At 55.9% G+C, this 26,432-nt stretch carries 18 protein-coding genes and 1 tRNA gene; 8 read left to right on the top strand and 11 right to left on the bottom strand.

Translation table 11 applies throughout. The features are described 5' to 3' along the window. Positions 1 to 216: 216 nt before the first annotated feature. A complete protein-coding gene (locus AC2FH9_RS19510; RefSeq protein ID WP_496699288.1) occupies positions 217 to 1,413 on the bottom strand; it encodes a BCCT family transporter in 1,197 nt (398 codons plus the stop codon). 137 nt (positions 1,414 to 1,550) lie between these two features. Between AC2FH9_RS19510 and AC2FH9_RS19505 the strand changes: the two genes are divergently transcribed. The 3 genes from AC2FH9_RS19505 to msrA all read left to right on the top strand — a co-directional run bounded on the left by AC2FH9_RS19505 (position 1,551) and on the right by msrA (position 3,478). After that, the gene (locus tag AC2FH9_RS19505; protein ID WP_496872670.1) at positions 1,551 to 2,429 is read left to right on the top strand and encodes a DMT family transporter; all 879 of its coding nucleotides are present in this window, start codon (positions 1,551 to 1,553) and stop codon (positions 2,427 to 2,429) included. Positions 2,430 to 2,522: 93 nt separating this feature from the next. Next, entirely contained in the window at positions 2,523 to 2,972 is a 450-nt protein-coding gene (gene msrB, locus AC2FH9_RS19500; RefSeq protein WP_496692641.1) for a peptide-methionine (R)-S-oxide reductase MsrB, read from the top strand. Beyond that, a complete protein-coding gene (gene msrA, locus AC2FH9_RS19495; protein ID WP_282022325.1) occupies positions 2,969 to 3,478 on the top strand; it encodes a peptide-methionine (S)-S-oxide reductase MsrA in 510 nt (169 codons plus the stop codon). Before msrB ends, msrA begins: the two co-directional genes overlap by 4 nt. A gap of 21 nt (positions 3,479 to 3,499) precedes the next feature. Here msrA and AC2FH9_RS19490 read toward each other — a convergent pair whose 3' ends face one another. From AC2FH9_RS19490 to AC2FH9_RS19455, 8 genes are all read right to left on the bottom strand, one after another. Beyond that, complete coding sequence (locus AC2FH9_RS19490) at positions 3,500 to 5,503, bottom strand: hydantoinase/oxoprolinase N-terminal domain-containing protein (RefSeq protein ID WP_496872667.1); 2,004 nt, start codon at positions 5,501 to 5,503, stop codon at positions 3,500 to 3,502. 72 nt (positions 5,504 to 5,575) lie between these two features. After that, on the bottom strand, positions 5,576 to 6,613 hold the full coding sequence (queG, locus tag AC2FH9_RS19485; RefSeq protein WP_496872666.1) for a tRNA epoxyqueuosine(34) reductase QueG: 1,038 nt from the start codon (positions 6,611 to 6,613) through the stop codon (positions 5,576 to 5,578). 78 nt (positions 6,614 to 6,691) lie between these two features. Continuing rightward, the gene (gene fzlA / locus AC2FH9_RS19480; RefSeq protein ID WP_496699298.1) at positions 6,692 to 7,357 is read right to left on the bottom strand and encodes an FtsZ-binding protein FzlA; all 666 of its coding nucleotides are present in this window, start codon (positions 7,355 to 7,357) and stop codon (positions 6,692 to 6,694) included. Positions 7,358 to 7,415: 58 nt separating this feature from the next. Beyond that, complete coding sequence (gene mtgA, locus AC2FH9_RS19475; protein ID WP_496872664.1) at positions 7,416 to 8,150, bottom strand: monofunctional biosynthetic peptidoglycan transglycosylase; 735 nt, start codon at positions 8,148 to 8,150, stop codon at positions 7,416 to 7,418. A 39-nt stretch (positions 8,151 to 8,189) separates the two neighbouring features. After that, positions 8,190 to 9,104, bottom strand: a complete 915-nt coding sequence (locus AC2FH9_RS19470; protein WP_496872663.1) for a Hint domain-containing protein — start codon at positions 9,102 to 9,104, stop codon at positions 8,190 to 8,192. A 184-nt stretch (positions 9,105 to 9,288) separates the two neighbouring features. Next, a complete protein-coding gene (gene gltB, locus AC2FH9_RS19465) occupies positions 9,289 to 13,821 on the bottom strand; it encodes a glutamate synthase large subunit (protein ID WP_496872661.1) in 4,533 nt (1,510 codons plus the stop codon). Then, a complete protein-coding gene (locus AC2FH9_RS19460; RefSeq protein WP_496699303.1) occupies positions 13,818 to 14,252 on the bottom strand; it encodes a GFA family protein in 435 nt (144 codons plus the stop codon). Before AC2FH9_RS19460 ends, gltB begins: the two co-directional genes overlap by 4 nt. A 23-nt stretch (positions 14,253 to 14,275) precedes the next feature. Beyond that, positions 14,276 to 15,709, bottom strand: a complete 1,434-nt coding sequence (locus tag AC2FH9_RS19455; protein ID WP_496699305.1) for an NAD(P)-dependent oxidoreductase — start codon at positions 15,707 to 15,709, stop codon at positions 14,276 to 14,278. A gap of 230 nt (positions 15,710 to 15,939) precedes the next feature. Between AC2FH9_RS19455 and AC2FH9_RS19450 the strand changes: the two genes are divergently transcribed. Further along, positions 15,940 to 16,743 carry an undecaprenyl-diphosphate phosphatase gene (locus AC2FH9_RS19450; RefSeq protein WP_142640289.1) on the top strand — a complete coding sequence of 268 codons (804 nt, stop codon included), beginning with the start codon at positions 15,940 to 15,942 and terminating at the stop codon, positions 16,741 to 16,743. On the opposite strand, the gene AC2FH9_RS19445 is transcribed toward AC2FH9_RS19450, so the two are convergent. Then, positions 16,744 to 17,727, bottom strand: a complete 984-nt coding sequence (locus tag AC2FH9_RS19445; protein ID WP_496751082.1) for a complex I NDUFA9 subunit family protein — start codon at positions 17,725 to 17,727, stop codon at positions 16,744 to 16,746. It lies immediately after the preceding gene. Between the two features lie 198 nt (positions 17,728 to 17,925). Here AC2FH9_RS19445 and AC2FH9_RS19440 point away from each other — a divergent pair. Next, positions 17,926 to 18,012: transfer RNA gene (locus tag AC2FH9_RS19440), tRNA-Leu, on the top strand. 84 nt (positions 18,013 to 18,096) lie between these two features. Further along, complete coding sequence (locus AC2FH9_RS19435; RefSeq protein WP_496872660.1) at positions 18,097 to 18,402, top strand: hypothetical protein; 306 nt, start codon at positions 18,097 to 18,099, stop codon at positions 18,400 to 18,402. Positions 18,403 to 18,580: 178 nt separating this feature from the next. Here the strand turns inward: AC2FH9_RS19435 and AC2FH9_RS19430 are convergent, their stop codons facing one another. Next, a complete protein-coding gene (locus AC2FH9_RS19430; RefSeq protein WP_496872658.1) occupies positions 18,581 to 21,532 on the bottom strand; it encodes a cytochrome P450 in 2,952 nt (983 codons plus the stop codon). A 133-nt stretch (positions 21,533 to 21,665) separates the two neighbouring features. Here AC2FH9_RS19430 and AC2FH9_RS19425 point away from each other — a divergent pair, with 133 nt between their 5' ends. Both AC2FH9_RS19425 and AC2FH9_RS19420 read left to right on the top strand, forming a co-directional pair. Beyond that, positions 21,666 to 24,644, top strand: coding sequence for an ATP-binding protein (locus AC2FH9_RS19425; RefSeq protein ID WP_496751079.1), 2,979 nt, complete (start codon positions 21,666 to 21,668; stop codon positions 24,642 to 24,644). 113 nt (positions 24,645 to 24,757) lie between these two features. After that, complete coding sequence (locus AC2FH9_RS19420; RefSeq protein WP_496751077.1) at positions 24,758 to 26,260, top strand: NAD(P)/FAD-dependent oxidoreductase; 1,503 nt, start codon at positions 24,758 to 24,760, stop codon at positions 26,258 to 26,260. Positions 26,261 to 26,432: the final 172 nt, after the last annotated feature.

Below are 26,432 nucleotides of genomic sequence, written 5' to 3'. Positions count from 1 at the left end.
ATTAAGGTTATCAACTCCAAGGAAGAGCGTGCCTCAAGATAGCTCTTCAGTGAGTGAAGATTGAACTAAGCCAACATAAGTAAAAGATATTGCAAGTTTGTGATTTCACACGTGTCGCTTTTGTTTCGCCTTTTTGACTCTTTCTGCATTGCTTACACAGTGCCGGCCAAAAAAACGGGCGCCTCAGCGCCCGTATTAGCTTTTTGTCGATGTTGATCAGTGAACCGTCTCGACCTTGTGGAAATCCAGATCACGGTCTTCGGGCATCCCATTGATGCTCAGCACCTCTTTGCGTTTGGTGATCAGGATATAGACCACACAGGCCAGATAGAGGCCGACAACAACTGCGCCGATCCACTGGATCTGCAACCACTGGCTTTGGAACAGCAAGGTCAGGACGAACAGCAGCACAACATTGCCCGCCACATAGATCGCTTTACCAAAGCGGGCGACTGTCATGTTCAGGTTGTCCGTATAGAGCCTAATCAACGAATCCAGTGAGTTGATCACGAAGGTCACGCCCACAATCACCATCGCAATGTTGGTGATGCCTGCAGTGCTGATGCCGTTCAGGTGGTAATAGTAGAGAACGGTGAACCAGATCGCCAAAGGTATCGACGGAAAGATCAGCAGAGCAGCCAGTAGCTGCCAGGTCTTCAGCCCACCTACAAAGCGAGATGTGAACTGGCCGATCATGATCGACCAGGCAAACCACCAGAACAGGTAGAAGGCGTGATAATCTGTCAGCGGCAGGACAAACTTGTGCAGGTTGGTGAAATAGGCACCAACATTGCTTCCGGTTTCCACAAAGCCATTCACGCCCATGCCCGCAGCAACCCACATGCCCAGGATCAGTGCCAGGAACAAAAAGGTCGAGCCCACCGACAGGATACGCACGTATTTCAGGTCGGTCGAAGAATAGGCCGCTGCCAGAATGACGACAAACACGATGACATAGAAGGTGGTGACCACTGACTCGCCGTCTCCGACCTCGGGCAGGTAGCCGGGCAGGTAGATCAGGAACAGGCTGGCGGTGAAAGCGCAGGTGCCGATGATGACCACGTTGTTGATCAGCTTGACCAGCGGAATTTCAAAGAACTTCACGCGCGGCTCGATGACACAGAAATAGAACGCGGTCAGAAAGTAGAACGCCCAGATCAGAAAGCCCCAGAACCCGAATTCGATCGCCAGTGGGTTGGCAAACGCATAGGCGGGATCTTCGGCATAGCCGCCGAATTCGGTCAGCGGAAACATGATCAGGCCGACATCCAACCCGGATGTGAACAGAATCGCGATGAAGGTGAACAGATGAACCGGCGTTACGCCGACGATCCGTAGATTCCACCACTTCACCACAAAGAAGGCAACAAGGCCCAACGCCAGCAAGACGCCAAATGATAGTATGTACTCCAATAGCACCGACAATCCTCCCATTAATGTCAGTTCATGACGCTGTTATAGTTTATTGGCTGATCAATCAATAAAAACAGCACTGCTTGCGGCGCGCGCTTATTCGGTCAACAGTGCGAAAATCTGAACAGGGGGTCGCGATGGATTTTCGCGCAATGGCCATGGGGCTGACATTTGCGTTTATCTGGTCTTCGGCCTTCACCTCGGCCCGGATCATCGTGGCGGACGCATCGCCGTTGTTTTCCCTGGCTCTGCGGTTTCTGATCTCGGGTTTGATTGGCGTCGTGATTGCACGGGCGATTGGCCAAAGCTGGCGGCTGACGCGGTCACAATGGTATGCCACCATCCTGTTCGGGATATGTCAAAATGCCCTTTATTTGGGCCTAAACTTCTATGCGATGCAAACAATCGAGGCCTCTGTTGCCGCCATCATCGCCTCGACCATGCCATTGCTGGTTGCCTTGGCCAGTTGGGTGTTTATGGGCGACAGATTACGGCCAGTTGGAATTGTCGGCCTGTGTGCCGGGTTCGCCGGTGTTGCTCTGATCATGAGCAGTCGGATCGGCGACGGCGTTGATCTGTTCGGCGTCATGCTTTGTGGCATTGGAGCGCTTGCGCTGACATTTGCCACGCTCGCAGTGCGTGGGGCGACATCGGGCGGGAATTTCATGATGGTGGTTGGCTTACAGATGCTGGTCGGATCGGCCATTCTGTTTGTTGCAGCACCGGTATTCGAAACGATTCATATCCACTTGACGGTGCCGCTGGTCCTGGCCTTCACCTATACAACTCTGTTTCCCGGCCTTCTGGCCACGTTCATCTGGTTCCTGCTGCTGGATCGGATCGGCGCAACCCGGGCGGCCACGTTTCACTTTCTCAACCCGGTCTTTGGTGTCACCATCGCCGCGATCTTGTTGGGCGAAAAACTGGGGCCGCTGGATGCGGTCGGGGTTCTTATCACCACTCTGGGCATTCTGGCGGTGCAACTGTCCCGCCAACCCGCTGCAAAACCGGCCTGACCCACACATAAGCGCGAGGAACGCAAAACCCCCTTTGCTTTCCGCCGCCAAACCCCATCTATAATGCGAACCACCAAAGCGACCGGAGGAGCCATGACCCGTTACACCAAATCCCCTGAGGCCATCGCCGCATTGTCGCCCGAGGAATATCACGTCACGCAAAACAGCGGCACCGAACGGCCCGGCACTGGCAAACTGCTGAACAACAAAGAGCCCGGCATCTATGTGGATATCGTCTCGGGTGAACCTCTGTTCGCCTCGGCGCATAAATACGAATCCGGCTGCGGCTGGCCCAGTTTCACCAAACCAATCGTGCATGAGCATGTTGAAGAACTGCGCGATGCCTCGCTGGGTATGATCCGGACCGAAGTTCGCTCGAAACATGGCGATAGCCATTTGGGGCATGTATTTCCCGACGGCCCCCGCGAACATGGCGGGCTGCGATACTGTATCAACTCAGCCTCATTACGGTTCGTCCATCGCGATCAGATGGAAGCCGAAGGCTATGGCGAATTCCTGATTCATGTGGAGGAGATCGAATGACCGAACATCGCGCCGTTCTTGCCGGGGGCTGCTTTTGGGGCATGCAGGATCTGATCCGCAAACGCCCGGGCGTTTTCCGCACTCGCGTCGGATATACTGGTGGAGACGTGCCCAACGCCACTTATCGCAACCACGGCACCCATGCCGAGGGAATCGAGATCTTTTACGATCCTACCGTGACCACTTATCGCGATCTGCTTGAGTTTTTCTTTCAGATCCATGACCCGACTACGGTGAACCGGCAAGGGAACGACATGGGGATGAGCTATCGCTCGGCCATTTATTATGTCGATGACGCCCAGAAACAGGTCGCCCTGGACACCATTGCCGATGTGAATGCCAGTGGCATCTGGCCCGGCAAGGTCGTGACCGAGCTGGAACCCGTTGGCGATTTCTGGGAGGCCGAGTCCGAGCATCAGGATTATCTTGAACGCATCCCGAACGGCTATACCTGCCATTTCCCGCGCCCGGATTGGGTTCTGCCCAAACGCGACGCGGCCGAGTAAGGATTAGGCCCGGATCTGGGGCTAGTCAGACGCCACCCGCGGCCTTCCACTGGCCTCGACGGTGATCATTGCCTCAACAAAGACCTCCTGCGCTTCGATACGGGCGGTGCGGATATCCCGGTCGACGATCACTCGGATATCCTCGGCACCGGCCCGGCGCACTTCTCCTTCCGCCTCAGCCCTCAGGATGGATTCCAGCAGCGCCATCGCCTCGTCAGAATCGCTAAAGTCCTGAGGCCCGTCTTCAAGATGCACCCTGTACCTCCCTTCGGATGGCGCGGTGACGGTCCCGGCCCGGCGCAGTGTCAGCCTGCCAACCACAGCTCCAATCGCATTGGCCACGCCCGTGTGTTCCGGCAGAATCATGCGGCATCGCAATCTTTCCCCGACTGCGGGGTAATAGCTGGGGGCCGACGCCCCAAGACCGATCACATCCACATTCAGTGCCGCGTCCAGCGCCACCAAACCGCGATGCCCGGCCAGACCTTTCCGCGTCAAAACATGCCGGGCCAGATCGGGTGCCGGAACGCCGAAATCTTCGGCTTCTTCTGAAAACGCGGTCTCTAACAAGGTCAAAGAGGTCTGTTCGGTCAGCTGATCAACGATCATCTGCGCCAACAGATCCGGTGTTGCAGCCAGCATATCACCGGTGCCAATCCGTTTTCGCGCCACCAGTTCCAGCGCTTTGCGTGCAGCCTCTGCGTCCCAGGCATCCAAACGGCCCAGAACATGGCTGGCATCCGAAGGTGTCACGCCGGATACCTGAACGATTCCACGATCCACCAAACGAGTAAGTGCGCCTGTCTCCATCCGCGTTTTAAGCAAATCAGACAGCGGCAGGACCTTCTGCCCCAAGCGATCCACCAGGGCGGTTTCCCTTGCCCCCAGACCTTCGGCATGAACACCCGGTACCAGACGTGCGAACCGGGTGTCATGTTCACCCACAGTTGGGGCCCGCAACTGCGCATCCAAGGCCGTGTGAACCTCGTCGGGCGCTTCTGACGCGATCAGAGATACGGGCAAAACACGGCGCGGTCCCAGGAAGATGCCGCCGCCCAGCCCTTCGGTTACAACATGTACCTGACTGTCCCCGCCCAACCCGTGGGTCCGCATTGCGACGGCCTCCACCATGGTACGAAAGCCGCCAACCCTGGCACCTTCGGGATCAATGGCGGGCTTGCCATCCCGGATCAAGGCGACATCGGTCGTGGTACCTCCGATATCTGATACCAGCGCGTTCTCGGCTCCCGTTAGCCAGCGCGCCCCGACGATCGAGGCCGCAGGGCCGCTCAAAATCGTTTCAATCGGTCGATCCCGCGCCTGTTCGGCGCTCATCAACGCTCCGTCGCCGCGAACCACCATCATTGGCGCTGAAATACCTAGCGTCACAAGCTGATCCTGTGCTCGTCCGATCAAGCGGTCGATCATGCCAATCAACCGTGCATTCAGCACCGCTGTCACCGCACGTTTTGGGCCATTCAACTTGGCCGACAGATGGTGCGAACATGTCACCGGCGCACCCGTCCGATCAGTAATAATGCGGGCGACCTCAAGTTCATGCGCCGGGTTTCTGGTGGCGAACTGACCGGCCACAGCGAAACCTGAAACCCCTGGATTAGAGTCTAAAAAGGCTTCAATCGCCTGAACATCCAATGGCCTGGCCTCTGTTCCCGCATGCGTGTGACCGCCCGCCACAACCAAAGCTGGATCCCCTTTCAAAGCATCCCGCAGACCATGCTTCTCCAGATCTCCTTCCCTGAACCCGATATAGACAAGGGCAACCCGGCCACCCTGCCCTTCGACCAGCGCATTCGTGGCCAATGTCGTTGACAGCGACGCCATTGAGATCTGCTCCGGTGACACCTGAGCCTGCGTCAGAACCGCGGAAATCGCCTTGCCGACGCCAATCGCCAGATCAGCTCGTGTTGTCAGAGATTTGGCTGAAGCAATCACCTCAGTCTCATCCCGGACCAGCACCGCATCCGTATAGGTTCCGCCTGTATCAACCCCCAAAGCCAGCGCCATCGGGTTCTCCTTCCTGTTCGCTGTGATTGGGTTTAGCGGTTTGCACCGACACGTCCAGCCTGTTTGCGGCACCTAGGAGAGTTGTTTGACTGCCCAGCGCGCGGCATCTGCCACGGCTGAATCCGGATCCTCTGTCAAACCTTGTGCAATCGGTATCAACCCCTGCAGGCCCGAGTTGCCAATGGCGTACAGCACATTTCGCACAAACCGGTCCCGTCCAATCCGCTTAATCGGAGAACCCGAGAATTTCGTTCGAAATTCCGGATCGTCCAGGCCAGCCAATTCCGCCAGCCGAGGAGCCTTCAGATCCTCACGCGCTGCATAGCGCATGTCACTGGCCGTGACTGCGAATTTGTTCCAGGGGCAGGCGGCAAGGCAATCATCGCAACCATAGATCCGATTGCCGAGTTTCGCGCGCAGGTCTTCATCAACCGGACCCTTGTGTTCGATTGTCAGGTAAGAAATGCAGCGCCGCGCGTCCAACTGATAAGGCGCCGGGAATGCGTCTGTCGGACAGGCGGCCAAACAGGCCCGGCAGGATCCACAGTGATCCACCTCTGCTTGATCCGAAGGTAGGTCCAGAGTTGTAAAAACAGACCCTATAAAGGCCCAATTTCCCCAATCGCGACTTACAAGATTGGTGTGCTTACCCTGCCATCCCAACCCCGCAGCATGACCCAAGGCCTTTTCCGGAACCGGGGCGGTATCGACAAAGACCTTCACCTCGCCACCAGCCTCGGCTATCAACCAGCGGGCTAACCTTTTGAGCCGCTTCTTGACCAGGTCGTGATAGTCCTTGTTCTGCGCATAGATTGAGATCGCCCCTTTCTCGGGGTGGTCCAGAATCTCGGTTGGATCATGTTCGGGCGCATAGCTTTCTGCCAACATGATCACCGATTTCGCCTCAGGCCAGAGCGCTGCCGGATCGCCCCGCCAATGGGTCCGTTCGGCCATCCATTCCATCTGCCCGTGATATCCGGCCTGCAGGAACGCCTCAAGCCGGTCGGGCACTAGGGGGACATCCCACGGGCGACAAATACGGCACGACACAAAGCCCTCGCTCAGCGCCTGCGCCACCAACTTACCCTTTAAACCCGATCCGCTCTTCATCTGGCCCTAAATACCTTTGGGGGGAAATCGCGTCTCAAGGCGCGATTGGGGGCAGACTGCCCCCCTTACGTGACCCTATCAGAAATCCAGATCTGCGTAATGGGTGGGCGGCCTGAACCCAGGAACCTGATCCGCCAGAATCGACCGGAAAGCAGGTCGGGATTTGATCTTGGCATACCAGTCTTTAACTGCCTGAGACCGATTCCAATCTACGTCCGAGATATAGTCCAGCGCCGATAGATGCGCCGCAGCCGCAAAATCGGCCAATGTCATCTGATCCCCGGCCAGCCAACGGCGGTGATCCAGCAACCAGGCCATGTAATCCAGATGATACTTGATGGCCTTGGCACCTTGCTTGACATTTTTGCTGTCAGGATAGCCCTGACCGGTAACTTTCTTGTTCACGCGCTCATAAACCAGTTTGGATGTCACCTCGTGATGGAACTTGTCATCAAACCAGGATACCAACCGGCGCACTTCATATCGCGCCTCGGGCGTTTTGGGCATCAGGGCAGGTTCTGGGCGGGTTTCCTCAATATATTCGCAAATCGCGTTGCTTTCGGACATGATCTTTCCGTCCAGACGCAGAACCGGGACTTTTCCGGCCGGGTTGCGGCGCAGGAAATCGGGATCTTTCTCCCAGTATTTCTCCTCGACCAGCTCAACCTCAATCTTCTTTTCCGCCAGTGACAGGCGCACCTTACGGCAGAAGGGGGACAAGGGAACATGAAACAAACGCGCCATGGGCTTCCAATCGAACCAGTGATTACACTCAAGCTTTAGCCTTGCAGGGCCTTGGGTTTCAATCCTCGAAACAATCCGCGCGACCATCTGCGCGAATGGTGGCCGCCCCATCGAGGATCGAGGCAGCCCGTCTGCGTGTGCGGACCGACGGATCCCGAACGGACCTGTTTTTGGGAGAAGGCAGGATTGCGGCAATACGTGCGGCCTGAACTGGCGACAGCTGGGCCGCGGTCACATTGAAGTTGCGCTGGGCTGCGGCCTCAACGCCAAACACACCTTCGCCAGTCTCGGCCACGTTCAAATAGACCTCGAGAATGCGCTGCTTGCTCCAGAAAATCTCGACCACGGGGGTGAGAGATGTCTCAAGCGCCTTACGCACCCAACTGCGCCCCTGCCACAGGAACACATTCTTCACCACTTGCTGCGTGATGGTTGAGGCGCCACGTGTACCGCCTTCCTCCAAAGCATCGCGAATGGCATCGACATCAAACCCCCAGTGCAGGCAGAAATTGGCATCCTCTGCCGCCACCACGGATCGCGCCATGACGGGCGAGATCTGTTCAATCGGCACCCAATCGCGCTGAACCTTGCCCAGCCGCCGCCATTCAGACCAGATCGTATGGGTTACCGGGGGATTCACCACGGAAAAAAGCACCACAAGCGCCACAACAAACGCAACCAGACCGAATACCACGCGGGTCACCCAGCGGCGAATCCGCGATTGTGTCTGGTTCTTTGCCTTCGACGCCTTGCTTTTCTTACTGCTCGATTTGCGCGCTGCTTTCTTTGCCATATTGTTGCTATACGACGCGGCGGCGATGTTTGGAACGGATTAAATCGCCAAAGCGCGCGCCTCGCGCGGGCGTATCACGGGACGGGCGGTTTCTGGCAGGACCGCATCGCGGGTCTGCAATTCGGGAAACAGGGCCAGAACTTCAGCCTTTGTCTCGGCGTCAGACTGAGAGAGCGCGTGCCCCGGGTAATAACTTTCGCTTTTGGCCCCATTTGCAATGACGATCTCATGGCGCGAAAATAGAAGATGAATATAGTCGATCTGACCACCCTCAACACGCGTAACAGAATCCCCGTTGACCAGGCTATGCGCTGCGATCAGCACTTCGGAATGGCCGAACAAATACGGCGCCCGCCAGTCCGAGACCAGCATCCGGTGCTGTGGCGATACGATCAAAGGCTGTTCCAGCCCCAGCACGCCAGCCTCAAACCGAATGGGCGCCAGCTTGCCTTCGGCCTCAACCGTGGTCCGCCCCATCCAAAGCAGCGGCTGCGCACCGTTGTCCGATGTGATGACCATATCGCCGGGCTTCAGATCTTCGATAAGACGAGGGCCATCAGCCGTTTCGATCAGCGTTCCGGGGGTGAAACAGGGCGGGCCAAGATTGCCAACATCTAGCGGCCCCTGCGTGTTGACAAAGGTTGATGAGACAAACGTGCCCGGTTGCAGAACCTGCCCGTCTGTTGGTGTAAAGACACGGGTTCCGTCAGCAAGATAGAAGGTCGTGCCGGTATAGGTGACATTGCCAACGCCTGTCACGTTAATCGTAACAACATCACCCGGCCACGACGAAGTAACATCCTGGCCGTTTACCGTATCCCCGCTGGGCGCGTCGATCTCGCCATCGTCATCCACATCGGTGAGGTTGAATTTATCAACAACTACCGATGTACCGCCCGGTGGCGGATTCGCGGGGTCAAACGAATAAAACTGATCAAGATAGGTGGTTGGCATCTAACAGACTCCTACGCGTTCGCACGACTGCAAAGCAGCCTAACCGCAACTTCCGAACAAAAAGTGACGAAATCTAGGCTTATTGGGCCCGTTTCGACAAGCAAACGACCACCTAGGACCAATAAAAGAAAACCCCACGTGGTTTAAAAGACACGCGGGGTTGCCATTTTCATTAGTCCTCAGATTACTCTGCAGGAACCGCTGTTGCCTCGACCGCCAACGGATGGCTAAGCTTGTTCAGCATCTCTTTCGGGCAGACCTGGATAAAGTTCGCCTTCTCGACCTCCCAGTGCTGCAGGATATCCGCAGCCTTGCGGCTAATGGTTTCGGCCTGATGGGTTTCGATCAGCGATTTCAGCTGATCTTCCCAATGGCCAATGGTCACGGGGCATGTCACCAGCGTTTCCATATTCATCAGCGCCTGCGCCTTGCCGTCGGGGTCGTACAGGTAAGCCATGCCGCCTGTCATGCCCGCTCCGAAATTGGCGCCGATACTGCCCAGGATCACGGCGACCCCGCCGGTCATGTATTCGCACCCGTTCGAGCCGCAGCCTTCGATCACCACCTTGGCGCCTGAATTGCGCACAGCGAACCGTTCCCCGGCGCGGCCTGCTGCAAACAGATACCCGTCCGTGGCCCCATACAGAACCGTGTTGCCAATGATGGTGTTGTCATCCGCCTTCAGCGGGCTGACCTGCGGTGGACGCACAACAATCATACCACCAGACAAGCCCTTTCCGACATAGTCATTGGCATCACCCGAAACTTCAAGCTTGAGTCCCGGCGCTGCAAACGCTCCCAGCGACTGACCGGCAGAGCCCTGCAGCTTCACGTGCAGGTGATCCGACTGGAACGTGTTCCGCATCCCGAAATTTTGCACGATATGGCTGGAAACCCGCGTCCCAACGGTTCGGTGCGTGTTTTGCACTGCGTAAGACAGCTGCATTTTCTCGCCGTCTTTCAGGAACCGGGCCGCATCGCGCACGATTTCTGCGTCCAGCGTATCGGGCACCGCGTTCCGGTCTCTGTCGCGATTATAGACGATGTTATGGGCACCATCGACGGTGATCAGCAGCGGGTTGAGGTCCAGATCATCCAGATGCGCCGAACCGCGGCTGACCTGCGCCAGCAGATCGGCCCGACCGATGATGTCGTCAATCGACCGCGCACCGAGGTTGGCCAGCAGCTCGCGCACTTCTTGCGCGTAGAAGGTGATCAGGTTGACGACCTTATCCGCGTTACCGGTGAATTTGGCGCGCAGGCTTTCGTCCTGAGTACACACGCCAACTGGGCAAGTGTTGGACTGGCACTGACGCACCATGATACAGCCCATCGCGATAAGGGCGGCAGTGCCTATACCGTATTCCTCGGCCCCCATCATCGCGGCCATGACGATGTCACGACCGGTACGCAAGCCGCCATCGGTTCGCAGGGTCACGCGATCCCGCAGGTTGTTCATCGCCAGAACCTGATGCGCCTCGGTCAGGCCCATCTCCCACGGCAGACCAGCATATTTGATGGATGTCGCAGGCGACGCGCCGGTGCCGCCATTGTGACCCGAAATAAGGATAATGTCCGCTTTTGCCTTGGCTACACCTGCAGCAATCGTGCCAACACCCGAGGACGCCACCAGCTTGACCGTCACCTTACAGCGCGGGTTGATCTGTTTCAGATCATAGATCAACTGCGCCAGATCCTCGATCGAATAGATATCGTGGTGCGGCGGCGGTGAGATCAGTGTTACACCCTTGGTCGAATGGCGCAGGCGCGCAATCAGGTCGGTGACCTTCATGCCAGGCAACTGCCCGCCCTCACCGGGTTTGGCACCCTGGGCAACCTTGATTTCCAGCTCTTCGCACTGGTTCAGGTATTCGGCGGTTACACCGAACCGGCCCGAAGCCACCTGTTTGATCTTGGCCGAGGGGTTGTCACCATTGGGTTCCGGCACGAAATGCGCCGGATCTTCGCCGCCCTCGCCGCTGTCGGATTTCGCCCCGATCCGGTTCATCGCAACGTTCAGCGTCTTGTGCGCCTCGGGCGACAGCGCCCCCAGCGACATGCCCGGCGTCACGAACCGTTTGCGGATCGAGGTGATAGATTCCACCTCTTCAATCGGGATCGGCTTGCTCAGCGGTTTGAAATCCATCAGGTCGCGCAGATGGATCGGCGGGTTCGATTGCATCTTGGCCGAATACTGCTTCCACAGCTCGTAAGACGCTTTGTTGCAGGCCATCTGCAGCATGTGCATCGAGGTCGCTTCCCACGCATGGGTCTCGCCTGATTTACGCGCCTTATAGAAACCACCGATCGGCAGAACATCCAGACCGCTTTCCCAGCCCTTGGCATGGATCTCTTCGGCCTTGGATTGAATGCCGGTAACACCGATGCCGGAAATCCGGCTGGTCATACCGGGAAAAAATTCGGCGACCATGGCACGGCTGAGGCCCACGGCCTCAAAGTTCAATCCGCCACGATAGGACGAGATCACCGAAATCCCCATCTTGGCCATGATTTTCAGCAAGCCCTGGTCAATCGCCTCGCGGTACCGCGCGACATTTTCGGTCAGGCTGCCATCCAGCAACCCGCGATCAATACGATCGGCCAGAGAATCTTCGGCCAGATAGGCGTTGACCACAGTGGCCCCGCACCCGATCAGAACGGCGAAGTAATGCGGATCAACGCATTCCGCCGACCGCACGTTCAGCGAGCAGAATGTGCGCAGACCCTTGCGGGTCAGATGCGAATGCACCGCGCTTGTTGCCAGGATCATTGGCATCGCCACGCGACCCTGACCTGAATTCATGTCGGACAACACCAAATGCCCCGCGCCCGAGCGCACGGCCTCTTCGGCTTCGGCTCTAATACGGGCCAAAGCTGCGCCCAGCGCCCCTTGTCCGGCTTCAAAGCTACAGTCGATTTCTGCCAATGGAGCATTGAAGTTTTCAGCCAGTGCTTCCCATTGGGCATTGCCCACAAACGGGCTTTCCAGCACGATAATTTCGGTTTGGCTGCTGTCTTCATCCAGCACGTTTTTCAGGTTTCCGAACCGGGTTTTCAGCGACATCACACGATATTCGCGCAACGAGTCGATGGGAGGGTTGGTCACCTGGCTGAAGTTCTGGCGGAAGAAATGGCTGAGCGGACGGTACTGTTTCGACAGAACAGCCGATGGCGTGTCATCGCCCATTGAAGCCAGTGCCTCTTTGCCATCTTCGGCCATTGGCGCCAGAATCTGCTCTAGTTCCTCGATCGAATATCCGGCGGCGATCTGACGCTTACGCAGCTCCTCGCCCGCATAGATCGGCGCTTCGGTGATTCCAGCCAGAGACTCGTCCAAATCGTTGATCTTGCCGACCCAATCGCCGAATGGCAGTGCGCGGGCCAGCTTGTTCTTGATCTGCGTATCGCGATACAGCTTGCCCTTTTTCATATCCACGGCCAGCATTTGGCCCGGGCCCAACGCGCCTTTTTCGGTCACGCTGGCCTCATCAATCGGGACCATCCCGGCCTCGGAGCCTGCAATTACAAGACCATCTCCAGTGACCACATAACGCATCGGACGCAATCCATTCCGGTCAAGACCGGCACAGACCCAGCGGCCATCGGTCATGGCCAACGCGGCAGGGCCATCCCAGGGTTCCATCACCGAGTTGCAGTAAGAATACATGTCGCGCCAGGCCTGCGGCAATTCCACCGCCTGCTTGGACCAGCTTTCGGGCACCAGCATGGTTTTCGCCATCGGGGCCGAGCGGCCTGCGCGTACAAGAACTTCGAATACAGAGTCTAATGCGGCAGAATCCGACGATCCACCAGCGATGATCGGTTTGATATCCTCGGCGTAATCGCCAAAGGTGCCGCTGGCCATGCGGATTTCATGGCTTTTCATCCAGTTGACGTTGCCCCTGAGGGTGTTGATCTCACCGTTATGGGCCAACATGCGGAAGGGCTGGGCGAGCCACCATTGCGGGAAGGTGTTGGTCGAATAGCGCTGGTGATAGATGGCGAAGGCGGATTCGAACCGTTCATCCATCAGATCGGGGTAGAAAACCGCGACCTGCTCGGCCAGCATCATGCCTTTGTAGATGATCGAACGACACGACAGCGAAGCCAGATACAGCCCGGAAATCCCGGCCGCTGCGGCAGCCTTTTCAATGCGGCGACGGATGACATAAAGCTCACGCTCGAATGTCTCTTCGTCCACGCCTTTGGAATTCGAGATCAGGATTTGCTCAATCTCGGGCCGGGTCGCGTTGGCCTTTTCGCCGAGGCAGGTGACATCAACCGGAACGTGGCGCCAGCCATAGATATAATAACCCATGCGCAGCACTTCGGATTCCACGATGGTCCGGCACTGTTCCTGCGCACCGAAATCGGTGCGGGGCAGAAAGACCTGACCAACCGCGATCAGCTGATCCAATTTGGGCTCGTGCCCGGTGCGACGGATCTGGTCATAGAAGAAAGGAACCGGGATCTGCACATGGATACCCGCGCCGTCGCCGGTCTTGCCATCCGCATCTACCGCGCCGCGGTGCCAGATCGCCTTGAGCGCGGCGATGCCAGCATCCACAACCTTGCGTGACGGCTTGCCATCAACTGAGACCACAAGACCCACACCGCAGGACGAATGCTCTTCTTTCTCGGAATAGAGACCGTTTTCGGCCATGAACTGACGTTTGGCTTCTTCGGCCCGTACCCAATCGGCATCATATTTGGTCATTGGCTGTCTCCTTCTTCCGGCAGGCCGTACATGGCTTCGACCTCAGCTTTGGTCATCTGCCGACGCTCGCCTGCGAACGCGTACCCGTCAGGCTTTTTGTCGATATAAAGTTCCAGTTGCAGCGGATTGTCCGTGTCGTCGAACAGGCCTGCTGCCATTTGGGTATGCCCTTGCATTTCACCCGGCAGCGTAATCCGGTACCACAGGGCCGATCCGCAATCGGCGCAAAATGCACGTTCCGCCCAGTCCGAGGACGTAAAGGTCTTAACCGGCCCAAGGGCCGCATACCCCTCTTGCGCGGGAAACGTTATCAGCATCGAGCTAGTCCAGCGGCGACACTGGTCGCAATGGCACGCGCCCAACGACTCTTTCGCCGGGGTGGCAGTCACTGTGACCGCGCCGCACATACATTGGCCTTGCAATTCGGGCATCTCTGTCCCTCCTGTCGCGGGGCTTATTCGGCTGCAACCGCAGCCGTGTTGTTGAAACGGTCAAGGATCGCGTCGGCGCAGTCGCGCCCATCGCGGATCGCCCAGACCACCAGCGAGGCACCGCGCACGATGTCACCGATGGCATAGACCCCGTCCATCTCGGTCTCGCCGGTCTCGAATGCTGCTTTTACAGTGCCCCAGCGGGTCACGGGCAGGTCAGGCTGGCCAAACAGGGTGGGCAGGTCTTCGGGCTCGAACCCCAGCGCCTTGATCACCAGATCAGCGTCTTCGACATAATCCGCGCCTTCGATCAACTCGGGGGCCTGACGACCAGTGGCATCGGGCTGACCCAGACGCATCTTCTGGACCATAACGCCGGAAACCTGATCATCGCCGGTAAAGCCCTTTGGTGCGCTTAGCCATTCGAATACGACGCCTTCTTCCTCGGCATTCTGCGTTTCGCGCTGCGATCCGGGCATGTTCGCGCGGTCGCGGCGATACAGGCATTTGACCGAGGTCGCACCCTGACGGATCGAAGTCCGCACGCAATCCATCGCGGTATCACCGCCACCGATCACGACAACTTTTTTGCCTTCGGCATTCAAACGGCCATTGTCGAAATCTTCGACCTCATCGCCAAAGCTTTTGCGGTTCGAGGCTGTCAGGAAGTCGATGGCCTTTTCAATACCCGTCAAACCGCTCCCAGGCATGGACAGGTCGCGCGACTTGTAAACGCCGGTTGCGATGATAATCGCATCATGTTTGGAACGGATTTCCGCGAATTTGGCGGCGTCCACGTCGCAATTCAGAACAAACTCAACCCCGCCATCAACCAACAGGTCATTGCGGCGCTGAACAACGTCTTTTTCCAGCTTAAAACCCGGAATTCCATACATCAGCAGTCCGCCTGCCCGGTCATGGCGATCATACACGGAGACCTGAATACCCGCACGGCGCAGCATGTCCGCCGCTGCCAGTCCACCAGGGCCGCCGCCGATGATGCCGACGCTTTCGCGGCGCTCAGCACCCGGTACGACCGGCTTGACCCACCCCTTTTCCCAGGCTGTGTCGGTGATATATTTCTCGATCGAGCCAATGGTAACAGTGCCGTGCCCGGATTGTTCGATCACGCAATTCCCTTCACACAGGCGGTCCTGTGGGCAGATGCGCCCACAAATCTCGGGGAAGGTGTTGGTGGCCTGACTGGTGTGATAGGCCTCCTCCAGACGGCCCGTTGCGGTCAGGTTCAGCCAGTCGGGAATGTTGTTGTGCAGCGGGCAATGCGACTGACAATAAGGCACACCGCATTGGCTGCAGCGGCTGGCCTGTTCTTCAGCTTTGGCAGCAGCGAATTCGGCATAGATTTCGTCAAAGTCTTCCGTGCGGGCATCGGCGGCCCGTTTTTCCGGCATTACTCGGTCGATCTGCACAAATTTCAGCATCGGTTGCTTGGCCACGGGTCAGACTCCATGAATTGGCTTGGTCGCGCCTCTTTAAAAGATGCGTAGGGAGATTAAAAGTCAAGTGTGCTGACCTTTTTTCAAAAACTTTGCGGGATTCCACCGATGGCCAGTGAGAAATACAGGATTTTAGTTCCGTTTCGGACCTATTTGCATCCTTTTCTTTTCCTTACCGCGCTTATACGCAGGGATCACAAAGAACACGTGACGGCAGCACGGGCAGGTAAATGAGTCTTTTTCAGTTGATTCTTGCAGCAGTCATTCAGGGAATTACCGAATTTCTGCCGATCTCATCTTCGGGTCATCTGATACTTTTACCCAGCCTGACCGGTATGGACGATCAGGGGTTGGCCATCGATGTCGCTGTGCATGTGGGCACTCTGGGCGCCGTAATTCTGTATTTCTGGTCTGATGTGAAAATGGCGATTTCCGGACTGCCGCAGGCTCTTTTGGGGCGCACCGATACACCACAAGCCCGATTGGCCCTGGGGCTGATTCTGGCCACGATCCCAACCGTCATTGTCGGAGCGATCCTGTTCAAAACCGGGCTCAGCCAGTCTCTGCGCTCAATGACGGTCATCGGCTGGACGATGCTGGGGTTCGGCATATTGCTCTACTGGATGGACCAGAAAGGGCCGCAAAGCAAAGAAACCTCTGACTGGGGCCTGCGCGATGCGATGATCATGGGCCTGTGGCAAGTCCTGGCGCTGATCCCCGGAACATCCCGGTCCGGGATCACGATCACCGGGGCGCGCCAGCTTGGATACAGCCGCGAAGACGGTGCACGCATCGCGATGTTGATGTCCATACCCACGATTCTGGCATCCGGAGCGCTGCTGTCCACAGAGGTCATCCGCCAGGCAAATGCCCAACTGGCGTTCGACAGTGCTGTTGCTGCGTTCTTTGCGTTTCTGTCCGCGCTGCTTGCCTTGTCGCTGATGATGCGCCTGTTGCGCAGCGTCAGCTTTACGCCATACGTGATCTACCGCGTAGTAGTGGGCGCAATCCTACTGGTCATCGCCTACAGCTGATCAGGTCCGCATATTGCTGGCCGAGTTCTGTATGTCATCATACTGACCCGAGGGGCGGAACTTCCACAGATAATCCGGCAGGACCGATTCCAGCGTCGCCGGCTCGATCCCCAGATCGGCAAAGCCAAGCGCGCTATCTGAGGCAACATTGTCGTGACGCAGATTCTTGAGTTGATCACGCGTCAAGATATTGTTCGGAAACAACTGAAAGCTCGCAAATTTCATTATGTCCAGCATTCCCGCCATGATCCGGGCCACCCAAAAGGGAATCCCAAGGATAATCCGGTGGCGGTTGATCACATCCAGCATCTGCAGCATCAACGCACGGAAGGTTTTCACTTCGGGTCCGCCCAATTCGTAGACACCCCCGCTGGCCTGCCCCAGCACGCCCTGCACCGCAGCCTTAGCGACATCATCCACATAGACCGGCTGAAATTGCGTCTGGGCCCCGACCAGCGGCAGAAATGGCCCCATCCGGGTCATCGCAGCGAAACGGTTGAAGAACTGATCCTCGGTTCCGAAAATCACCGAAGGGCGCAGGATCATTGCACCCGGCATATGCGCCAGAACACCGGCCTCGCCCTGCGCTTTGGTACGAGAGTATTCGCTCCCCGCCTCGGCATCAGCACCAATGGCCGAGATATGGACCATACGGGTTACACCTTCAGCGGCTGCTAGACGCGCAACGCGTTCAGCCCCTTCGGTTTGAACGGTATCGAATTCATTCCGGCCAATCTCGTTCAACACACCAACACAGTTCACCACCGCATCAGCCCCCCGCATCGCCAAAGCAACCGAAGCGTCATCGCGGATGTTACACAGGACAGGTTCGACCTGCCCCACCGCACCATAGGGTCTAACAAACATCGCTTCGTTCGGACGGCGCACCGCAACCCGAACGCGCCAGCCATCATTCGCCAGACGTCGCGCAATATATCGGCCGACAAATCCGGATCCGCCATAAATCGTGACCAGTTTGGACATTTGAGGGCTCCTGCTATTGGGTCCTGATCCGATCTACCGCCCAATGCCCTTTCAAACAAGGCGCAATAACGCCGCGCAGCCACGAAAAAGCAACGCGGCAAAGACGGTTGAAAGCAGTGGTCAAAAAACTTTCAAAAAACTTTCCGAATCCGGTTGACGCCTTCCGCCAGTAGGCTTAAACGCCCCTCCACGACACCTGCCCAGGTGGCGGAATTGGTAGACGCGCTAGCTTCAGGTGCTAGTGTCCGTATGGACGTGGAGGTTCGAGTCCTCTCCTGGGCACCAAATATCCATAATATTATAATATTTTTCAATCGCTTAAGGCGGGTATCTGTATTTCTATCCACCTTATAGCCCACCTTTGAGCGTATGGTGTTCTTCCAGCTTTCCGACTTGAAGGGACGAAAGCCGAAGTTCGCTGCATCCGCGAGAGCATCCCGTAAGAAAGATCAAAGCGGCCATTCAAGCGGGAAGTTGCTCCATCCCAACTCTGCACCAGCCATCAAGGTCAGCGACGCGCATTCTGTACATGCAGAAGCTTACAAAGCGCTCTTGCAGAAACTCATTTTGCTGAGGAACGAAAAAGGCTGGTCGCATGCGGATTGCCGATTTTTTTTGCAGCTCGTCGTCGTGTGGACCTGCGGCTTATTGCCATTTTCATTGCAAAAGGAATGATAGGCTTAGCCGCGGTGAATTTTAACTTCCTGTGCCTCGAATGCTCTGGCTCCGAGAATCAAGTACTTTGTTTGGCCGCTCGTGCCTTGCCTCTGCTGGCCTCGAAATGCCACCAGAAAGGCCCGACCAAACCCACTGTTGGATAGCGGTTCTGAATTGGCCGCTCAACCAAACCGCTTCACAACAGGTGGAAATGATTGACAACCATGTCGCCCTTCGGCGCGGCGACATTTAAGTTTAGTTCCCTGTCGCTCCAGATCTGCTTTTCCATATGCCAATCGCAATCGAGCAACAGGAAGCTGCAGAAGAGCCTGCCGAAATCGAACGCGTAGTCACGTCCTGGGCAACCATGGTCGTCACTCTTGACAGCGGCGGTATGAGAGGCGTGGGGCCAGACCAGATTGCCTGGGCATGCGCCCCGTTCAAAGCGATCCGGTCTAAAATCGTCCGGATTGTCGTAGACATCCGGATCCATTTGAACCATCGGGATGACCCCGGTCAGCTTGTCGCCCTTGGCAATCCGGTAGACTCCGGTCGAGGTTTTCAAACAGAAGTTCTGCGTGGCGGTTCCAAAAATAAAGAAGACCGGAGGATGTTTGCGAAGCACTTCAAGCAGGAAGTTGTCCAGCTTCTTCGAGGAACTCAGAGCGGCGAATTTGGTCTCACGCAATCGGCTGGCTCCTGCTTCGATCAGCTCTTTCTTGATATCGTTCGCGACGTATTCATTGTTGGATAACTCAGCCCAGATTGACTTGGCGATGTTTTGCAGACCCAGAAAATTGTTGACCCCAAGAACGAAGAGCAGTTGGTGCAAGATTTCCTCGGGGTCGTCGAGGTTCATATTTTCCTTGGCCAATTCGCAATAGTTTTTGAACCTGTCAGACGAACGCACGAAGTTTGTGAGCCCTTTGTACTCTGCTTTCCCGCCATAAAGCCCAAGAGAATTGATGAGCGAGATCAACGGTTTGTACTTGAATATCTTCAGGTAGACCTTTTTGACATCCGCAGTATCCGGGCCGTCTCCCAGATACCAACGGAAGACAAAATCCGCCGCAAAATCTTCAATCGCGCTCCGCATCGGCTGCCCCGATGTGGTCTCCCATCCGGAGGCGTGGTCATAGACGACGTTTTCGAACGTTGATTTCAACGTCGGCGCATTTTGGGTCAGTATCGCACTGTATAGGCGCTTGAATGCGTCGTGCGCCGGACCATCGGTAAATATGCTTGGGATTGTGTTGCCGATGAGTCGAGCCGGCGGTGCGGCCCAACCAAATCCAAAGGTCTTTTTCAGCCGTCCATCATTCCAATTCAGAAACGGTTCCATTCCCAATTTGTCCAGAACAACAATTGACCGTATCAAAAACCCTGATTTGAACACCGAGCTATTGTAATATTTCTTCCGCTTCTCGAAAAATCTGCGCCACCCCGAAATGAATAGGAAGTCAAGCGTATCAACAACGACGCCAAGGCCCGGGAGGCCATAAGAACCCGGAACAGCGCGGGGCGTTGTAAAGGACGCGCACACGGAATTGGGTCTCGTGACGTTTCGCCGAATGACCTGGCCCAGTGTGTCCGTGTTTTCAAGATATTGCCGCCCCTGCTGAGTGAAGGTGTCGTCAGTGTATACCTGCTGGGACAGAAGCGGGTTCGTGAGCGCAAGCGTGAAGGCATCGTAACCGACCATTCGTGACATCAGATCGCCGAAAGGACGACCTTCTTGAGCCTTTTCGGCGAACACGCCGACGTGCCATTCAAGCTCTCTCAGGTCGTCTTTCCCCGAATAGAGTTCATCTAGCTTCCTGCGCAGTCTCTGTTCGTCCGGCCCAGAATCTCCGGTCAGATCGGCGAACCCCTTAAGGGGTTTCAAGCCGAAGGCTTTTCGGTAGTCGACATATCTTCCGATTTCCGCATCCCGGCCCATTTTTACGGACCGAACCATGACACTGTCATGTGTTGTGTCGCCAACTTTGAAGGGTTGAAAGAACATCTTATGCGTGTTTTGCAACCCTATCCGCCCGGCCTTTTGCTGCGTCGCGGCCGTGATCAGCTTTTCAATCCCGAACTTTTTGAGCAGATCGGGGGCCTTGAGTTCCATCTGGTCAAAACTTTGGTCTCCAATCTGAAACTCATCCGGGACCATCGAGTGCCAGCGGTACAAAAGATTGAACTCGATCGCGATCCAGTTTTCCCGATACCATTTCTTCCGCTCAGCCATGCCTGGCACGATATCCAACGCCACATCTATCGGGGAAATATGCCGAATGTAGTCGCGTATGATTATCCGCAGGTACTGGACGATGTTGATGTTTCGCGCTCTCTCAAAGATTTCGTCGTCATCGGTCAAAGCCGTGCTGTCGCGCAGCATGCGGGCAATACGGTTATGCTCGCGCATCCAGATCGTGTTAAGAAGTGTCTGGCCGAGAGAAGAGTTTCCGTGCTCCAGACCGGTGGCGAAATAGTACCTCAGATTCTCAGGGTTCGAGTTCCCGAAAACAGCTTTGAGACGTTTGAGATCGTGTAATTTTGCAAAGTCTTTATGAACGAACGCCTGCGGCTGCGCGGCAAATTTCTTCGGATCGATTCCGATTTTGTCTTGATCAAAAAGGTAGGGAAGAAATTCCTCATCTCCCTGTTTCTGAAGTCTTTGGGATTTCAGGAGTCCGTCCTTCTTTTCTCGTAAGGCCTTCGTTTGATCGGGACCCAGCCCGTAGATCTGGCAAAGATCCAACTCATGGTTTGAATGGTTCCGTTTCGTGCACCCGAGATCCGTTCTCAGAAAGCTGTCTGTCAGCCATTGGGCGTAAAAAGAAAACAGCATGCTGGACTTGATGGATGGTATTTCCCGCTCGCCCCGTCGCCACAATTGCGCGACCGAATCCACATCCGGCAGGTCTTGGTACTTTTCTGGTGGCAGGTGGCGTCCGGTAAAGCTCTTGTCGGTCAAAGAGCGCCAGGACGTGTAAGGTGAGGCGAGCGATAGTGGTCGCGGGCGTGGCGGCATCGAGTTTGCAATAAAGTTAATGAATGCCCGGGAGAAGAGCCGAGATATCAGACCGGATTGAAACAAAAAATAGAAGAAGGTCGGAAACCTCTTAAATAACTTCGTGAATAACTTCGTTAAATACATCATGGCGGCAGGCCCCCAATCGACATGATACCTGCAGAAAGTGTGCCAGAGTTGACTGCTTTGACCAAGCGGCGATACTCGACCTTAGTCGGTTTGCCTGTGTTTTGCCGGTGATTGTCGTGTGGAAAGATGACCGATGAAGCGAGATCAACTTGATTTAAAAGAGGAAAGTGGCGAGCGGCGCTTGCTCACGGCGATTTTCTGCGACCTAGTTGACTCGACCGCCCTGGCCTCTGAACTCGGCACCGACGATCTGTTCGAGTTGATGGACGCGTATTATCAGCTCTGTCAGGAGGTCGTCGAAGACTTCGGCGGATCGATTTATCAGTTTGCCGGCGATGGCGTGGTCGCAGTGTTTGGTTACGCAGATGCGCTTGATGCCTTTGCGCTTCGTGCGGTATCCGCTGCCGTTGAAATTAGTCGCAAGGTGCAACGGTTTGACCAGAAACTGAGATCGAGGCTGCAAACGCGCATAGGGGTCGCCTCTGGTGAGGCGGTCATTAAGCCCAGCAGGGGTAGCGACGGCGAGCTGCAAATGACGATCACAGGATCCGCGGTTTTTCTAGCCGCCCGAATTCAAAGCGCCGTCGATATCGGTGCCGTCGGAATATCGGAGAGCACACATGGCCTTGTTGCCGACATGGTTCCGCTGAGCGGCCCACGACATGTGTCCCTCAAGGGCTTTGGTGTGGATGTCCCCTTTTGGACAGTCGAGGGAACCGAATTGTCCACCGCGCTCCCCGCCTTGGAACAAAAAAGCAACGATTCCGTCGCAACAGGGCGCGAGAGGGAACTGGGCGAGCTGAGGGCCAAATGGAAAAAGGTTCAGGCGGGTGTAAAACAGGTCGTGCTGGTCAAGGGTGAGCCAGGCATTGGCAAGAGCTTCCTCATAAATCTGTTTTTGGAAGAAGTCGGACACGAAGCTGCCAGCGTTTTGCTGCTCCGCGGGTCGCCAATTTATGCACATAGCCCGTTGCATCCTATTCGAGAATTGCTGTTGCACCAGATACAAACGGAGTCCGACAACGAATCGGGCAGCACGCTTGCGAGGCTAAATGCTGTGACTGGGGCCACGCTTGACAGTGACGAGCGTCAGGCGATCGAAGACTTGCTTGCCGGTGTCGCAAAAACCCCAACGAAACTTGGGCCTAAAAAGAGAATGGTCAGCATTCTATCTTCCTTGTCCAAGCTGATCTTTGCTCGGGTCAAGGAAGGCCCGGTTCTGGTTGTGGCCGACGATATCCAATGGATTGATTCAGCGACCAATGATGCCTTGCTGCAGATCGCGGAGGAAGACGCAGGCGCGCCGCTCATGGTTCTTTTGGGGTGCCGGGACCGCGACCATCAGAAACTTGCGTCTTGGGTAGCCCATGAAGCGGTCGAGTTGGCGCCACTGAACCCGGACGTGTCCATGGCGATTATCAGTTCGCTGGATGGCAAGAACTGTTTGGATGCCAAGGCCCGGTCTACACTGGTCGAACGGTCCGAGGGAATGCCCTTGTTCCTGGTGGAATTGGCAAAGGTCATGCTAAGCGACCATGAGACCGATCAGGCGGGTGTTACCGGAGATGTTGTGTCACGCGTTCCCCTGACCCTCCACGAAAGCCTTCAGGCGCGTCTGGATACTGTGGAGGCTCCGACGAGACATCTACTACAGGTCGCGGCCGCACTGGGGGGGCCGTTTGGCCCCAACCTGCTCTCGGAGGTCCTGAACGTTCCGCTAGAGCAGATAAACTCTGGCTTGAACAGCGCGGTCCAGGCGGGGTTGCTGCATACGCTGGAAGAAAATCAGGATTATGTGTTCGAACACTCCCTGATCCGCGATGTTGCATATGGCAGCCAAATTCGCCGGGCAAAGACCGCGTTGCACGCCCGGGTGGCAAGCGTGTTGTCAATGGACGACAATAACAGGCCGCCCACATCTCCGGAAGTAATTGCCTATCATTGGACGCAAGCCGGCATGGTCCACCAAGCTACACCACTTTGGCGAAAGGCGGCGTCGCTCGCGCTCAGCCGCGGCGCTCCAAAGGATGCGGTCACGTTGTACTCGAAAGGATTGAAGCTGGTTGCGGACAACGCCGAAAGCGACGAGGTGTTGCGAAGACTGGCATTCGAAATGCATCTCGGGCTCGGTCAGGCGTCATATGTTGCCAGAGGACCGGCCGAAGAGAAAACGGTTAACGCTTTTCGGAATGCGTTATCACTGATCGATACGATCGACGATCTGGATCAGCGATGCCAGGTTATCTACGGCATATTCGCCGGGTTTCACTTTTCGTCACATTTCGACGCGGCAAGGGAACCGGCGCAGCACATGTTCCAACTCGCAACAGAAAAGGACCAGGACCGGTATCTTTGCCAGGCGCACAGGATGCTCGCCTACATCAACTTCTTTCTCGCGAATTTTCCCGAGATGAACCAGCACATTGATCAGTTAACTGTACACTACGAGAGAGAGTCAGCCCTAGCGATGATGACGAGATTTGGTTCCGATTGTTTGATCGCGGCGTTAGGATTTCGGGCCGTGAGCCTAGCACTAAAGGGGGATCATACCGCAACGACAAATTTGCTCTCGAACAACCTTGCGGCAGCACACTCTCTGGGACATCCGGCAACAATCGGATGGTCTTACACGGCAGAAATCTACGCCCATTGCTTTCTTGGAAATTTCGGAAAAGTGCTTGAACTGGCGGAAGTTGCCATTCCGTATTGCGAAACAAATGACGTTACAGCTTGGGGAGCCCATAGTCGGTTTCTCCGCATCTGGTCCGAGTCAAAGCTCTTTGGTGCGAGCAGCAGCACGATCCTGGAGATGAAAGATACATTGCATTTGGCGACCAAGGGCGTTGCATTGGCTGCTCCACTGTTTCGCGCGTTGCTGGCTGATACATTGCGTAGGACTGGAAGGCTGTCTGATGCAACAAAGGAAGCGCGCACGGCCTACGATTTTTGCAAGCGAAGCGGACAACGTGTTTTTCAACCCGCAGCGACGCAAGTGCTTGCTGACTGTTTAGAAGCCGACCAATCGGATGAGTCAGTGTACAGGACCGAAGCGAACCTGTTGTGTTCGGAACTTTGCCTGCAAATTGACTTTGTCGCAATGAATTCAGACTAGGCGTCCGTCAGCAGCTTGCTGGCCTGGACACAATGGGTCTGTTTGTACTGCCTGTTCTCCGCCCACGCCAATTAGCGTAGGTTGCAGGTCTCTTTTTACAAAGGAGTCACGCTGTGCTCGACCAAAAGGAGCAAAATGAGAGCTACCACAGACCCGAAACCCGGAAACCACATTATGACCTGGTCGTAGTGGGGGCCGGGATTGCGGGACTCAATGCATTGCATGCCGCTTCGGTTTATCTTCCCAAATCCGCGCGGGTATTGCTGGTCGATGAAAAGGCCAAGCCCGGTGGTATGTGGACTGTGGCTTATGACTACGTGCGTTTGCATCAACCTCATCCTCTTTTTACAGTTGGAAATATGCGGTGGAACTGGCGTAACCCAAGACAGTACCTTGCCGCGCGCGATGAAGTTCAGGCACATCTGGCCAGGTGCCTAGAGACAATAGGCCGCCTGCTAACGCTGGAGCAACTCTTCGGCCATGTTGCGACAGACATCAAAGAAGTCGTGAAATCCGGCCGATGGAGCGCGGAAGTTTATGTGCATCCGACGGGGCGTCCGCACGAGATCATCTGCGTCGAAGCAAACCGTGTCATACATGCATCCGGGTTCTACTATCAGGTGCCCGAGCGCATGTCGCTGTCGTCAAGACAAGTACTTTCAATCACGCCATCTGAACTTAGGGAGACACTTTCGACCTCTCCGAATGCCCCGGTCTACGTAGTCGGCGGCGGTAAAACGGGATTGGACACGGTTCTTGAAATATTGAACGAAAACAACGGCCGGCCTGTCTCGCTTATCAATGGGAACGGAACCTATTACCTGAACAGAACGAAGTTTTTTCCGACTGGAATTCGCAGGTGGGTCGGTGGAGCGTTAGCGGCACAGGTGTTTCGCGATTGCGTCATCCGGTTCGACGGCCACAACGAAGAGGTTGTGCGCAAGCATTTCATCGCGAATTACGCCACCAACCCAGACCCAAGAAGCATGAACTACATCTATGGCCTCCTTGCGGAAGATGAGAACCAGCGGATTGAAGCGGGTTTACGAGAAAAGATATGGGACTATCTCGACGATGTCGTTGACGCTGGATCCGGGCCGCAGATGGTAATGCGAAGCGGAAAACGTCTTGCAGTCGAACAAGGTTGTATCTTCGTTAATTGCACGGGCAGCCTGATGCGCAATGTACGCCCGGAAGATTGGAAACCATGCCTGTCGCCGAACGGCGTCTTACTATCTGTCAATACCCGTCACGCCATACATATTCTTACGACCTACGCAAGCTTTATGCTTTCTCATTTGTATTTTAACGGAAGCTTGCGGACATCCGGGCTGTATTTCCTTGATCTCGAGGCATTGCTTCGCAAAAGCAAGGTCGCATTCACAGCGGCCACCATGACACAATCGTATCACAACCTACTGTTGAGCCTCAAAAACCTAGACATGGATGCCCACAAATGCTTTGGCATTGATTTCAACCGTTGGTATCCGACGCCACGGCGTTTGCTGGTGCTGAATGCGATCAGAAAGAACGCTCGCGAAGACATACAACATTGCCGCAAATCGCTGGATGTTATCGTCGAACGGTTTGGCATAGTGGGTGGACAAATTGAGTAACTTTACTTCCGGCAGCTTGGTTAGCCGCAAGTTGCGCAAGGTCACGGCTGTGGGATTCATGATCAACAATCTTGGGCATTTGATGCGTCCAATAGGTCCGGTTCACGAGTGCCAGTTATTCAACACGCAGTCCATAGTCGTTGCGCCGCCTAATCAAGGGGAGTGGTAAATT

The sequence above is a fragment of the Ruegeria sp. CDSC081 genome, assembly GCF_059610485.1.
This window is presented reverse-complemented; position numbering and strand designations above follow the sequence as displayed.

Bases quoted from the DNA above. Each gene is read 5' to 3' on its own strand.
- AC2FH9_RS19470 (WP_496872663.1), bottom strand. From the start codon at position 9,104: ATGCCAACCACCTATCTTGATCAGTTTTATTCGTTTGACCCCGCGAAT.
- AC2FH9_RS19490 (WP_496872667.1), bottom strand. From the start codon at position 5,503: ATGGCGCTGGCTTTGGGGGTTGATACAGGCGGAACCTATACGGATGCG.
- queG (WP_496872666.1), bottom strand. From the start codon at position 6,613: ATGAAGAGCGGATCGGGTTTAAAGGGTAAGTTGGTGGCGCAGGCGCTG.
- AC2FH9_RS19450 (WP_142640289.1), top strand. From the start codon at position 15,940: ATGAGTCTTTTTCAGTTGATTCTTGCAGCAGTCATTCAGGGAATTACC.
- AC2FH9_RS19445 (WP_496751082.1), bottom strand. From the start codon at position 17,727: ATGTCCAAACTGGTCACGATTTATGGCGGATCCGGATTTGTCGGCCGA.
- msrB (WP_496692641.1), top strand. From the start codon at position 2,523: ATGACCCGTTACACCAAATCCCCTGAGGCCATCGCCGCATTGTCGCCC.
- AC2FH9_RS19425 (WP_496751079.1), top strand. From the start codon at position 21,666: ATGAAGCGAGATCAACTTGATTTAAAAGAGGAAAGTGGCGAGCGGCGC.
- AC2FH9_RS19505 (WP_496872670.1), top strand. From the start codon at position 1,551: ATGGATTTTCGCGCAATGGCCATGGGGCTGACATTTGCGTTTATCTGG.
- mtgA (WP_496872664.1), bottom strand. From the start codon at position 8,150: ATGGCAAAGAAAGCAGCGCGCAAATCGAGCAGTAAGAAAAGCAAGGCG.
- msrA (WP_282022325.1), top strand. From the start codon at position 2,969: ATGACCGAACATCGCGCCGTTCTTGCCGGGGGCTGCTTTTGGGGCATG.
- AC2FH9_RS19435 (WP_496872660.1), top strand. From the start codon at position 18,097: ATGGTGTTCTTCCAGCTTTCCGACTTGAAGGGACGAAAGCCGAAGTTC.
- AC2FH9_RS19430 (WP_496872658.1), bottom strand. From the start codon at position 21,532: ATGATGTATTTAACGAAGTTATTCACGAAGTTATTTAAGAGGTTTCCG.
- gltB (WP_496872661.1), bottom strand. From the start codon at position 13,821: ATGACCAAATATGATGCCGATTGGGTACGGGCCGAAGAAGCCAAACGT.
- fzlA (WP_496699298.1), bottom strand. From the start codon at position 7,357: ATGGCGCGTTTGTTTCATGTTCCCTTGTCCCCCTTCTGCCGTAAGGTG.
- AC2FH9_RS19460 (WP_496699303.1), bottom strand. From the start codon at position 14,252: ATGCCCGAATTGCAAGGCCAATGTATGTGCGGCGCGGTCACAGTGACT.